Genomic DNA, 11604 nt, shown 5'->3' with positions numbered 1-11604 from the left:
GGCGCGTCGCCTCAGCTTAGCGCCTCAGGAAGCGGGCGCAGGGGTTTCCTGCAACGCCGCCAGCAAAGCCGCGGCACTGGCGCCGCGGCAATCCACCACATTCTGCGCGCCGGCCTGGCGGGCGATTTCCGCCACCCGCGGGCTCGGCACGAACAAGGGCAACCGCGCCAGACGCGGCCAATCCTGCGCGGCCAGGGTGCGCAGGTGTTCGAAGCCCTGCCCACTGCTGACCACCAGGCCATTCAGGCGTTCCGCTTCGATGCGTCGCAGCAGGGCACCGGCAGGGTAGTCCGGCAGGCAACGACGGTACAGCGGCAGATAGTCGACATGCACACCGCGAGCGGTCAATTGCCCCGCCAGCCACTCGCGGCCCTCTTCGCCCCGCAGGATCAGCACCCGCGGTGCCGCGCCGGCCAGTGCCGCCTGCAGCTCGGGCAGGCGCAGCAGTGCTTCGCTGTCGTCACCGCCGTCGGGAAAGTGCACGGTCAGGCCGGCGGCTTCGAGTACCGCGGCAGTGGCTGCGCCAACCGTGAACCAGGCCAGCGCCGGCAGTTGCGGCCAGAGCCCGGCCAGCAGGTCGAGGCCGAGCCGGGCCGCCGGCTTGCTGACCACGATAACCGCGCAGTAACGGTCGAGCGTGCGTGCCAGCGCCAATTGCTGCTCCGAAACCGCCAATGGCGCGATGTGCAGCAAGGGCATGCAACTGCCCTGCACGCCGGCTTCACCGAGGGTAGCGGCCAGGGCCGCGCAGTCCTCGGCCGGCCGGGTCAGCAGCAGCCGCCAGGCGGTCACGGGTGACCGGCCTCGCCATATACCGCCTTGAGAATGTCGCCGGCGCCCTGGGCCAGCAGCGCTTCGGCCACCTGCACGCCCAGCGTCTCGGCCTGGCTGCGCGGTGCGCGGGCCTCGGCAGTGAGCAGCGCGCCACCGGCCGGATCGCCCACCAGGCCACGCAGCCACAGTTGGTCGCTTTCGAGCACGGCGTAGCAGGCGATCGGTACCTGGCAGCCACCGTTGAGGTGCTTGTTCAGCGCCCGTTCGGCGTAGACGCGGTCGGCGGTATCGACGTGATGCAACGGCGCCAGCAGCGCATGGATCTCGCTGTCGGCGCTGCGGCACTCGATGCCCACGGCGCCCTGGCCGCCAGCAGGCAGGCTGTCGTCGACACTGATGGTGGAAGTGATGCGGTCTTCGAAGCCAAGGCGGATCAGGCCGGCGGCGGCGAGGATGATGGCGTCGTACTCGCCGGCGTCCAGCTTGGCCAGACGGGTGTTGACGTTGCCCCGCAGGAAACGGATTTCCAGATCCGGGCGACGCGCCAGCAGCTGGGCCTGGCGGCGCAGGCTGGAGGTGCCGACGATGCTGCCGGCCGGCAGGTCGTCGAGGCTGGCGAAGGTGTTGGAAACGAAGGCGTCGCGCGGGTCTTCACGCTCGCAGATGCAGAACAGGCCCAGGCCTTCGGGGAAGCCCATCGGCACGTCCTTCATGGAATGCACGGCGATATCGGCTTCCTGGTCGAGCAGCGCGGTTTCCAGTTCCTTGACGAACAGGCCCTTGCCACCGATCTTCGACAGCGGCGAGTCGAGCAGCTTGTCGCCGCGGCTGACCATCGGCACCAGGGTCACGAGCAATCCCGGATGGGCCTGTTCCAGACGGGCTTTGACATATTCGGCCTGCCACAGGGCAAGGGCGCTTTTGCGGGTGGCAATGCGGATTTCGCGAGTGGACATGGAACGATCCGTACCAGAAAGATTCGCCGGATGATAACAGCTCCGTCAAAGCCTCTTGCAGATCCATGTCAGCAAAGAGAAGTGACCCTCCCTGGTCATGATCCCGTCCATCCCCGCCCTAAAGCTGCTGCATCATTTTCCTGACACCGGCCACGTGTCGCCGGCTGACGATCAGGGCATCGCCATTCAAGCCCTTGAGAAACAGTTGGAAGTGCCCGAGAGGCGTACGTTGCAAGCGCTCGATGCGGTCGCGGGCCACCAGGGCGTTGCGGTGGATGCGCACGAAGCGCTCGCCGAACTCGTCCTCCAGGGCCTTGAGCGGCTCGTCCAGCAGCACTTCACCCTCTTCGTGACGCAGGGTCACGTACTTGTGGTCGGCGATGAAGTAGATCACCCGGCTCAGGGGCACCAGTTCGATACCCTTGCGGGTCCGCGCGCTGATATGACTGCGCGGGCCACCGCCGCCTTCCCCGGCCGGCCGGGTCAGGGCGGCCAGTTGCGCACGATTCGGGCGCTCGGCCTTGCGCAGGGCGCTGTGCAGTTCCTCGCCCTGCACCGGCTTGAGCACGTGGCCCAGGCCACTTTCCTTGAACGCTTGCTGGGTAAATTCGTCATCGGTGGTGCAGAACACCACCGCCGGCGGGGCTTCGCGCTCGCACAGGCGGGCGGCGACCTGCAGGCCGTCCATGCCGGGCATGCGGGTATCGAGCAGGACCACGTCGGGTTTGTGGGAGTCGATCAACGCCAGAGCCTCTTCGCCGTTGGTGGCGCTGGGCTCCAGCACGGTATAGCCCTCCAGTTCGCCGAGCAGGCGGCTCAAGCGATCGCGGGCTTGGGGTTCGTCATCAACGATCAGGACATTCATATTGCGCTGGATTCCTGCGTGAGTCTCGCACAAGACTGATGTGGACAATCACGGTGACGGCCGTCACGGCGATCCACGCTCAGACTCGCACGATGGCTAAAGATTCACTGGTCGACAGCAAACAATGCCGATCCTCTGTCCAACTGTAGACGGTTGCCGCAACACTGCCGTTCAATCGTTGAATATCACCCGCGACCGCGACATAAACCCGCACACAGGCCGACCGCCGAGCCCCGACGGGCGCGGCAACCCTGTTATCATCCGCGACACTTTTTCCCGTTCACGCCTTCAACGAGCGAATCCATGAGCACTGACAAGACCAACCAGTCCTGGGGCGGCCGCTTCAGTGAGCCCGTCGACGCCTTCGTCGCCCGCTTCACCGCCTCCGTCACCTTCGACCAGCGCCTGTACCGCCACGACATCATGGGTTCGATCGCCCACGCCACCATGCTGGCGAAAGTCGGCGTGCTCACCGACGCCGAGCGCGACAGCATCATCGACGGCCTGAAGACCATCCAGGGCGAGATCGAGGCCGGCAACTTCGACTGGCGCGTCGACCTCGAAGACGTGCACATGAACATCGAGGCGCGTCTGACCGACCGCATCGGCATCACCGGCAAGAAGCTGCACACCGGCCGCAGCCGCAACGACCAGGTGGCCACCGACATCCGCCTGTGGCTGCGCGACGAGATCGACCTGATCCTCGCCGAGATCACCCGCCTGCAGCAGGGCCTGCTGGAGCAAGCCGAGCGCGAAGCCGAAACCGTCATGCCCGGCTTCACCCACCTGCAGACCGCCCAGCCGGTGACCTTCGGTCACCACCTGCTGGCCTGGTTCGAAATGCTCAGCCGCGACTACGAGCGCCTGGTCGACTGCCGCAAGCGCACCAACCGCATGCCCCTGGGCAGCGCCGCGCTGGCCGGTACCACCTACCCTATCGACCGCGAACTGACCTGCGAGCTGCTGGGCTTCGAAGCCGTGGCCGGCAACTCGCTGGACGGCGTCTCCGACCGTGACTTCGCCATCGAATTCTGCGCCGCCGCCAGCGTGGCGATGATGCACCTGTCGCGCTTCTCCGAAGAACTGGTGCTGTGGACCAGCGCGCAGTTCCAGTTCATCGACCTGCCTGATCGCTTCTGCACCGGCAGCTCGATCATGCCGCAGAAGAAGAACCCGGACGTGCCGGAACTGGTGCGCGGCAAGACCGGCCGTGTATTCGGCGCCCTCACCGGCCTGCTGACCCTGATGAAAGGCCAGCCGCTGGCCTACAACAAGGACAACCAGGAAGACAAGGAACCACTGTTCGACGCTGCCGACACCCTGCGCGACTCGCTGCGCGCCTTCGCCGACATGATCCCGGCGATCAAGCCGCGCCATGCGGTGATGCGCGAAGCAGCCCTGCGCGGCTTCTCCACCGCCACCGACCTGGCCGACTACCTGGTACGCCGTGGCCTGCCGTTCCGTGATTGCCACGAGATCGTCGGCCATGCCGTGAAATACGGCGTGGACAGCGGCAAGGACCTGGCCGAGATGAGCCTGGATGAGCTGCGCCAGTTCAGCGACCAGATCGAGCAAGACGTGTTCGCGGTGCTGACCCTGGAAGGTTCGGTCAACGCCCGTGACCATATCGGCGGTACCGCCCCGGCGCAGGTCCGCGCCGCCGTGGCCCGCGGCAAGGCGCTGTTGGCCAGCCGCTAAGCCTGTCGCGAGCTTGAGGCTTGGCGGAGACCTGTGGGAGCGGGTTCACCCGCGATTACGGTAGTGGCTTCACCGACGTAATCGCGGCGGTCCGGCGTCCCGGTGAACCCGCTCCCACAAGTCGCCACCAAGCCGGCCTTTCCCCCTAGGGCTGACTGCGCGCCTTGACCACCTTCTCCAGGAAGGTCGGGAATTGCGCCGCTTTCGCTTCATTGATCGCCTGCATGTGCGGGTTCTGCCCGATCAGCTCCAGCAGCGCCTGGGCCTGCGGGAAATCCTCCAGCACATCCACGCCCTGCACCTTCTTGCCCACGGCACGGGCCAGGTCGACGCTGAAGGCGAAATAGATATCCGCCACGGTAAAACTTTCACCCGCCACGTAAGGGGCGAAGGTACCGGCACGCTTGAGCGCGGCCAGCCCCGCGAGCAACTCGGGCCAGGCCTTGGCCTTGATGGCTTCCGGCACTTCGGCGCCGAAGAACGCCTGTGGATAAAGCGCGCGAGCCGTGAGCTCGATGTACAGCTCGATTTCCTTGGCCAGCTCCCAGACCTTCGCCCGGGCGAACGGATCGGCCGGCAGCAGCGGCTTGCCACCCTGGGTCTGCTCGATGTAGTCGAGGATCACCGCGGTTTCACTGATGAAACCGTGCTCGGTCTCCAGCACCGGTACCTTGCCGCGCGGGCTGATATTCAGCGAATCAGGGACCTGGCCGCCAAAGAACAGCACTTCCTCGAACGGAAGGCCTTTTTCCAGCAGCGCCAGTTTGACCATGTTGTAGTAGTTGCTGACCGCGAATCCATGAAGCTTGAGCATGTGGAACAGCCTCCAGGCCGTAAGGGGTTGGCCGGGTTGTTATAGCCGCAAGGCCCCGGACTGACCAGCATCATGCGCCCGGCAGATAGCCCGGCATTGTCGCGCAGGGCATGGCACACTGGCCGCCACACCCAGAGGAGCGCGCCCATGAGCGACCACGATATCGACCACGACGAAGAAGAAGCCTTCGCCGAATCGACCCTGACCCAGGCCATCGAGAACCAGATCGAAAGCGGCGAGCCGCCGGCGGCCAAGGCGGCGTTCAACAAGCTGACCCTGGTCGGCTACGAGCGCGAGGACATCCTCAACCTGATGGCCCACGTGCTGGCGGTCGAGATCGACGCCATGCTCGACGATGACCGCCCGTTCAATACCGAGTGGTACGAAACCGCGCTGCGCGCCCTGCCCGAACTGCCGCCGGAAAAAGACTGACGCAGGTACGGGCGAGGCTGGCTACACTGCAAGTCCAGGCATCCGCAGAGGTGCCACCCTCCTAAATTCTTGAAGTCCGGAGTACCTATGTCGTTTACCCCCGAGTTGGTTGCCGAACTGGAAATTCTCGCGCTGTTCAACCTCGACAGCACCCAGGAAGGACTGAAGGTCCATACCACTGCCGCGCCCCAGGCCATCGCCGCCGCCAAGCGCCTGCATGAAAAGCAGTTGATCACCCAGCCCGATGGCGGCTACCTGACCAGCCTTGGCATCGACGCCGCCCAGGCCACCCAGCAATTGCTGACCATCCTCAACGTTTCCGAAACCGCCTGATTCCCTTCCGCAGCGGCAAGCCCGGGGCCTCGCGCAGCGGGCTTGCCACGACAGATTCGGCGGCGCCGACAGACGGCGTTGGAAAAATGGCGTCAATTTTCAAATAGGCCTTATCCCTTCGCTATCACTGCGGCTAAACTCGCCCGTGCCTTCACGACGGCTGGTTTGAGCTTGCGATGAATCTTCCTCACGAAATCCGCCCTGACCTCGACCAGGGCATCGACCGCAAGGTCCTCAACCAGTTGCGCAAGCGCTTCCTGGACCTCAACCAGGGCCGTCTGGCCCGGGCCATGGAGGGGCTGTCCAGCCGCCAGCAGCAGGTGCTGACCCTGCTGCCACTGTTTTTCCACGTCAATCATCCGCTGCTGCCCGGCTACGTCTCCGGCAACACCCCGGCGGGCCTTTCCGCCTATGAGCCGAGCCCGCTGGCGCTGGCCGAAGCCCAGCGCCTGACCCGCTCGTTCTCCTACAAGGCCAAACGCGGTGACAACCAGCTCCCGATCCACGGCCTGTTCCTCATGGGCAGCCTGGGCACCCTGGCCCAGGCGGAGCAGAGCGACATGGACATCTGGGTCTGCCACGCCCCCGACCTGGGCGAGGCTGCAGTCGCCGAGCTGCGCAGGAAATGCCAGTTGCTGGAAGCCTGGGCCGCCAGCCAGGGCGCCGAGGCGCACCTGTTCCTGATCGAGCCGCGGCAGTTCGTCACCGGCGAGCGCGACAGCCGCCTGAGTTCGGACGACTGCGGCACCACCCAGCACTACCTGCTGCTGGACGAGTTCTACCGCACTGCAATCTGGCTGGCGGGGCGCACGCCACTGTGGTGGCTGGTGCCGGTGTACGAGGAAGGCAACTACGCGCATTACACCGAGACGCTGCTGTCCAAGCGCTTCGTGCGCAGCGACGAAGTACTCGACCTGGGCCACCTGGCGCACATCCCGCCTGGCGAGTTCGTCGGTGCCGGGCTATGGCAACTGTTCAAGGGCATCGAGTCCCCCTACAAGTCGGTGCTCAAGCTGCTGCTGACCGAGGTCTACGCCAGCGAGCACCCGGACGTGCGCTGCCTGAGCCTGCATTTCAAGCAGGCGGTGTTCGCCAACGTCCTCGATATCGACGAGCTGGACCCGTACATGATGGTCTACCGGCGCATCGAGCAGTACCTGCAGCGGCGCAACGAGACCCAGCGCCTGGAACTGGTGCGACGCAGTCTGTACCTGAAGGTCAACCGCAAGATCAGCCAGCTGGCCCGGCAGAAACCCAACTGGCAATGCGAACTGCTGGAGCGCCTGGCCCACGAATGGGGCTGGGACGAGCGGCAACTGGCGCTGCTCGACAGCCGCAGCCAGTGGAAGGTGCGCCAGGTCGCCGCCGAGCGCCGGGTACTGGTGGCAGAGCTGAACCACAGCTACCGCTTCCTCGACCAGTTCGCGCGCAACCTCGGCGCCATCGCCCGGATCGACCAGCGCGACCTGAACATCCTCGGCCGCCGCCTCTATGCCGCCTTCGAGCGCCGTGCCGGCAAGGTCGAGTTCGTCAACCCGGGCGTCGCCCCGGACCTCGCCGAAGACACCCTGACCCTGGTCCAGTCCCCCGACCGCAAGGAGCCGGGCCAGAGCCACTGGGGCCTGTACAACGGCAACCTGGGCGTGCACGAGTGGGAACACTTCACGCCGATCAAGCGCACCCGCGACCTTCTCGACCTGCTGGCGTGGGCGCATCGCAACGGCGTGATCGACAGCGCCACGCGCCTGGCCCTGCACCCGGGTGACAGCGACCTTAGCGAGTACGAGCTGTTCCACCTGATGGGCAGCCTGCAGCAGAGCGTCACGCTGCCGCTGAGCACCGTCAGCGACGCGCGCCTGCTGCGCCCTAGCGTGGCCGACGAGGTGTTGTTGCTGGTCAACGTCGGTGTCGACCCGCTGCGCCATCACCGCGACCTGAACATCCTGATGACCACCGAGCGTACCGACTCGCTGAGCTATGCCGGGGTCCGCGAGAACCTGGTGCTGACCCTGGACCAGGTCATCCTAAACAGCTGGAACGAAGTGCAGGTACTGCGCTACGAAGGCGAGCACGCACTGCTGCGTTGCGTACGCGACTACCTCAACAGCCTCGACAGCAGCGTGGACGGCGCACACCAACCGAAACTGCGGGTACGCAGCTTCTGTCACAACCGCGCCATGGCCATCGCCCAGCGGGTCGAGGAAGTCTTCACCACCGCGCTGGCCCTGTTCGACCAGCGCCTTGAGCACCGCTACCTGATCCAGGTGCAGCAGCACACCCACGTGCTGGAGCTGTATCGCAGCGGGGTCAACCTGGTGTCACTGGACAGCCAGGCCGCGCTGCTGGCCTACCTTGGCCAGGAACGCAGCGCCTACAGCCCGCTGGAGCTGGACGCCAACGTCCTGGAAGACCACGACCTGGCGCTGGTCCTGCCGATGGGTCAGCCGCAATGCGTGCAGGTGTTCTACCGGGTGCAGGACGCCTGGGCGGATGTCTACGTGCTGGATGAATACAACACCCTGTGGCAGCAGCGCCTGCCGTACCACGACGAAAGCAGCCTGCTGCTGCCGCTGCAGCGTTTCCTGCAGGCCGTGGTGTTCCGTCGCAACGCGCGGCTGCCGCTGGACGAACAGCAGGCCCATCCGCTGGACACCCTGTATTACAGGCTGCTGCCGTCCGGGGCCGGGCGCGCCCGGCAGGTGGAGCCCTGGCAGGCACCGGAGCTCGCGCTGGACATGCCCTACTACGAGGTCCAGGCGATCATCCAGGCCGCGGCGGACAACGCATTGCACGTCACCCTGTACTGCAACCAGAAGGAGTTTTCCGAGCTGGACCATGGCGACCAGCTGTATGCCGTGGTCGCCCGCGAGATCATCGAGCAGCGCCGCGATGCCCAGCGCTACCGCTGCTACATCACCGACCTGGATCTCTCCGACCTGCTCGCCGATGGCCAGGATTCGACCATTCTCTACCTGCGCTACAAGCAGGACCTGGAGCGGGTACTGAACCAGGCACTCGCAGCGGTGTGATCAGAGATCGAAATCGCCTGCGGCTTCGGGCTGGTACTCGACTTCCAGCAGCTTGAGCTTGAGGGTCTTGCCGCCCGGGGCCGGCCAGTCGATCTGCTCGCCCACGGACAGGCCGAGCAGCGCGCAGCCGATCGGCGCGAGGATCGACACGTTGCCTTCCTTGCCCGCGTCCTGCGGGTAGACCAGGGTCAGGTGGTAGTCCTTGCCGCTGGCTTCCTCGCGGCAGTGCACGCGGGAATTCATGGTCACCACGCCCGCAGGCACTTCCTCATGACCGACCACCTGTGCGGCACGGTCCAGCTCGCCCTGCAGGGCCAGCACACCCGGGGTGTTTTCATCGAGGCTGTCGATCAGGCGCTCGAGACGCTGCACGTCCAGTCGGGTGAGGGTGAGGGAAGGTGAGGTGCTCATGATCCAGTCAGACTCCTTTTGGCAGATCGAATAAAGCAAAACCCCGCCCAAGGGCGGGGTTTTCGTAAGTTCGGCAATGGCCGTGACGGACTGACACTACCACAGCAGGGCAAATACTCAAGTGCCCTCGACACGGCCAGAATGAACAACCCGGAGATCAGGAAGCAGCCGTTCGCCTTGCACCCGCCTGCACCACGATCTCCCGCCTGCGCTGGTCATCCGCCGAACGCCACTGGCGAATATCCTCCACATGCCGGAAGCAGCCGATGCACACCCGCGCCTCGTCGAGGCGGCAGGTGCCGATGCACGGCGAAGGCACCGCCGAACTCACGTTGCTGTACAGCGGCTTGGGTGGCCGAACCTCGCTGGTCATCTCAGATCTCTTCGAAATCGAGTTTTTCGCCAGCACGTTCCCAGACGATGCGTTCCAGCATCTCGCCCAGCAGCTCTTCGGTCTTCTCGCAGGTCCACTTGCCGCTTTCTTCGTCGTAGTCGAAGTGGAAACCGCCGGAACGGTCGGCCAGCCACAGCTGGCGCAGCGGCTCCTGGCGGCTGAAGATCAGCTGGGCGCCGTTGTCGAACTTGACGGTCAGCACGCCGGCCGAGTTTTCCATGTCCAGATCCATGCCGCTCTCATCGAACAGGTCTTCCAGTGCCTGTTGGGTCGCGTCTACCAGATCGTGAAAACGCGCTTCGCTCAAACTCATTGCAGGAACCTCGAAAAATGTCTGCTCAACATGCAAGCCGGGCAAGATACGAGCGCCGCGCCGCGAATGCAAAGACAAACGCCACGCCCCGGGCACGCCGCCCGACGGCTGGCCGGCTACATAGGCAAGCCGCCGGGGGCTCGGTATACTCCGGCGCAATACTGCTTTGAATCAAAGGATTTCGCCAATGAAGCGCCTGATTTCCTCCCTCGCGGCGCTCGTCGCGATTGCCTGCCTCGTCTCCGCCTGCGGCCAGAAAGGCCCACTGTACCTTCCTGATGACAGCAAGGACGGCAAGAAGTCGCAATCGCACCAGCACCAGTAAGGGATCCCGATGGACGCTTTCAACTACCGCGACGGCGAGCTGTTCGCGGAAGGTGTAGGCCTGTCGGCGCTCGCCGAACGCTTCGGCACCCCGACCTACGTGTACTCCCGTGCCCATATCGAGGCCCAGTACCGTAGCTACGCCGATGCCCTGCAGGGCACCTCGCACCTGGTCTGCTTTGCGGTCAAGGCCAACTCCAACCTGGGCGTGCTGAACGTCCTGGCGCGCCTCGGCGCGGGCTTCGACATCGTCTCCGGCGGCGAGCTGGAACGCGTCCTGGCCGCCGGTGGCCGCGCCGATCGCGTGGTGTTCTCCGGCGTCGGCAAGACCCGCGCGGACATGCGCCGCGCCCTCGAAGTCGGCGTGCACTGCTTCAACGTCGAGTCCACCGAGGAGCTGGAGCGCCTGCAACAGGTCGCCGCCGAAATGGACGTGCGCGCCCCGGTGTCGCTGCGGGTCAACCCGGACGTCGATGCCGGCACCCACCCGTACATCTCCACAGGCCTCAAGGAGAACAAGTTCGGCATCGCCATCGCCGATGCCGAAGAGGTCTACATCCGCGCCGCACAGCTGCCGAACCTGGAAATCGTCGGCGTCGACTGTCACATCGGTTCGCAACTGACCTCACTGGAACCCTTCCTCGACGCCCTCGACCGCATCCTGATGCTGGTCGACCGCCTCGGCGACTGCGGCATCCTGCTCAACCACCTGGACCTGGGCGGCGGTCTCGGCGTGCGCTACCGCGATGAACAGCCGCCGCTGGCCGGCGACTACATCAAGGCCGTGCGCGAGCGCCTCGGCGACCGCGACCTGGCCCTGGTCTTCGAGCCGGGCCGGCACATCGTGGCCAACGCCGGCGTGCTGCTGACCCGCGTGGAATACCTCAAGCACACCGAGCACAAGGACTTCGCCATCGTCGACGCGGCGATGAACGACCTGATCCGCCCGGCCTTGTACCAGGCCTGGATGGACGTCAGCGCCGTGCAGCCCCGTGCGGGCGAGACGCGCAACTACGACGTGGTCGGGCCGATCTGCGAGACCGGCGACTTCCTCGCCAAGGACCGCGCCCTGAACCTGGCCGAAGGCGACCTGCTGGCCGTTCGCTCCGCGGGCGCCTATGGTTTCGTCATGAGCTCCAACTACAACACCCGCGGCCGCTGCGCCGAAGTGCTGGTCGATGGCGACCAGGCTTTCGAAGTGCGCCGCCGCGAGACCGTAGCCGAGCTGTTCGCCGGCGAAAGCCTGCTGCCGGAGTGACAC

12 protein-coding genes and 2 pseudogenes are annotated in these 11604 nt (G+C 65.5%); 6 read left to right on the top strand and 8 right to left on the bottom strand.

The window, feature by feature from the left end; genetic code table 11:
• Nucleotides 1-24: 24 nt before the first annotated feature.
• The 4 genes and pseudogenes from V0R59_RS06385 to V0R59_RS06370 all read right to left on the bottom strand — a co-directional run.
• Nucleotides 25-792: a uroporphyrinogen-III synthase gene (locus V0R59_RS06385; protein ID WP_330073736.1), complete on the bottom strand. Its 768-nt coding sequence runs from the start codon at nucleotides 790-792 to the stop codon at nucleotides 25-27.
• The gene (hemC, locus tag V0R59_RS06380; RefSeq protein WP_330073737.1) at nucleotides 789-1730 is read right to left on the bottom strand and encodes a hydroxymethylbilane synthase; all 942 of its coding nucleotides are present in this window, start codon (nucleotides 1728-1730) and stop codon (nucleotides 789-791) included. Before hemC ends, V0R59_RS06385 begins: the two co-directional genes overlap by 4 nt.
• A 118-nt stretch (nucleotides 1731-1848) precedes the next feature.
• Nucleotides 1849-2595 carry a LytR/AlgR family response regulator transcription factor gene (locus V0R59_RS06375; RefSeq protein WP_330073738.1) on the bottom strand — a complete coding sequence of 249 codons (747 nt, stop codon included), beginning with the start codon at nucleotides 2593-2595 and terminating at the stop codon, nucleotides 1849-1851.
• Nucleotides 2592-2699 (bottom strand): annotated as a pseudogene (locus V0R59_RS06370) (sensor histidine kinase); the annotation flags it as partial. The gene V0R59_RS06375 and the pseudogene V0R59_RS06370, both read right to left, overlap by 4 nt.
• Nucleotides 2700-2898: 199 nt before the next feature.
• Here V0R59_RS06370 and argH point away from each other — a divergent pair.
• Entirely contained in the window at nucleotides 2899-4293 is a 1395-nt protein-coding gene (argH, locus tag V0R59_RS06365) for an argininosuccinate lyase (RefSeq protein ID WP_330073739.1), read from the top strand.
• Between the two features lie 145 nt (nucleotides 4294-4438).
• Here argH and V0R59_RS06360 read toward each other — a convergent pair whose 3' ends face one another.
• Nucleotides 4439-5107, bottom strand: coding sequence for a glutathione S-transferase family protein (locus V0R59_RS06360; RefSeq protein ID WP_330073740.1), 669 nt, complete (start codon nucleotides 5105-5107; stop codon nucleotides 4439-4441).
• Nucleotides 5108-5254: 147 nt separating this feature from the next.
• Between V0R59_RS06360 and V0R59_RS06355 the strand changes: the two genes are divergently transcribed.
• From V0R59_RS06355 to V0R59_RS06345, 3 genes are all read left to right on the top strand, one after another.
• A complete protein-coding gene (locus V0R59_RS06355; RefSeq protein WP_330073741.1) occupies nucleotides 5255-5539 on the top strand; it encodes a hypothetical protein in 285 nt (94 codons plus the stop codon).
• Nucleotides 5540-5626: 87 nt separating this feature from the next.
• Nucleotides 5627-5872: a TIGR02647 family protein gene (locus V0R59_RS06350; protein ID WP_042121039.1), complete on the top strand. Its 246-nt coding sequence runs from the start codon at nucleotides 5627-5629 to the stop codon at nucleotides 5870-5872.
• 176 nt (nucleotides 5873-6048) lie between these two features.
• Nucleotides 6049-8901, top strand: a complete 2853-nt coding sequence (locus V0R59_RS06345; RefSeq protein ID WP_330073742.1) for a class I adenylate cyclase — start codon at nucleotides 6049-6051, stop codon at nucleotides 8899-8901.
• Here the strand turns inward: V0R59_RS06345 and rnk are convergent, their stop codons facing one another.
• From rnk to cyaY, 3 genes are all read right to left on the bottom strand, one after another.
• Nucleotides 8902-9312, bottom strand: coding sequence for a nucleoside diphosphate kinase regulator (gene rnk, locus V0R59_RS06340; RefSeq protein WP_330073743.1), 411 nt, complete (start codon nucleotides 9310-9312; stop codon nucleotides 8902-8904).
• 157 nt (nucleotides 9313-9469) lie between these two features.
• Entirely contained in the window at nucleotides 9470-9685 is a 216-nt protein-coding gene (locus tag V0R59_RS06335) for a DUF1289 domain-containing protein (RefSeq protein WP_330073744.1), read from the bottom strand.
• A gap of 1 nt (nucleotide 9686) precedes the next feature.
• On the bottom strand, nucleotides 9687-10019 hold the full coding sequence (gene cyaY / locus V0R59_RS06330) for an iron donor protein CyaY (protein ID WP_330073745.1): 333 nt from the start codon (nucleotides 10017-10019) through the stop codon (nucleotides 9687-9689).
• A gap of 187 nt (nucleotides 10020-10206) precedes the next feature.
• Here cyaY and lptM point away from each other — a divergent pair.
• Nucleotides 10207-10341: pseudogene (gene lptM, locus V0R59_RS06325) on the top strand (LPS translocon maturation chaperone LptM); the annotation flags it as partial.
• 12 nt (nucleotides 10342-10353) lie between these two features.
• On the top strand, nucleotides 10354-11601 hold the full coding sequence (gene lysA / locus V0R59_RS06320; RefSeq protein ID WP_330073746.1) for a diaminopimelate decarboxylase: 1248 nt from the start codon (nucleotides 10354-10356) through the stop codon (nucleotides 11599-11601).
• The last annotated feature ends 3 nt before the right edge of the window (nucleotides 11602-11604 follow it).

It is taken from the genome of Pseudomonas ulcerans (assembly GCF_036324125.1).
GTDB classification, from domain to species: Bacteria; Pseudomonadota; Gammaproteobacteria; order Pseudomonadales; family Pseudomonadaceae; genus Aquipseudomonas; species Aquipseudomonas ulcerans.
The sequence above is the reverse complement of the archived record's forward strand: the minus strand, read 5'-3'. Positions and strand labels throughout refer to the sequence as shown.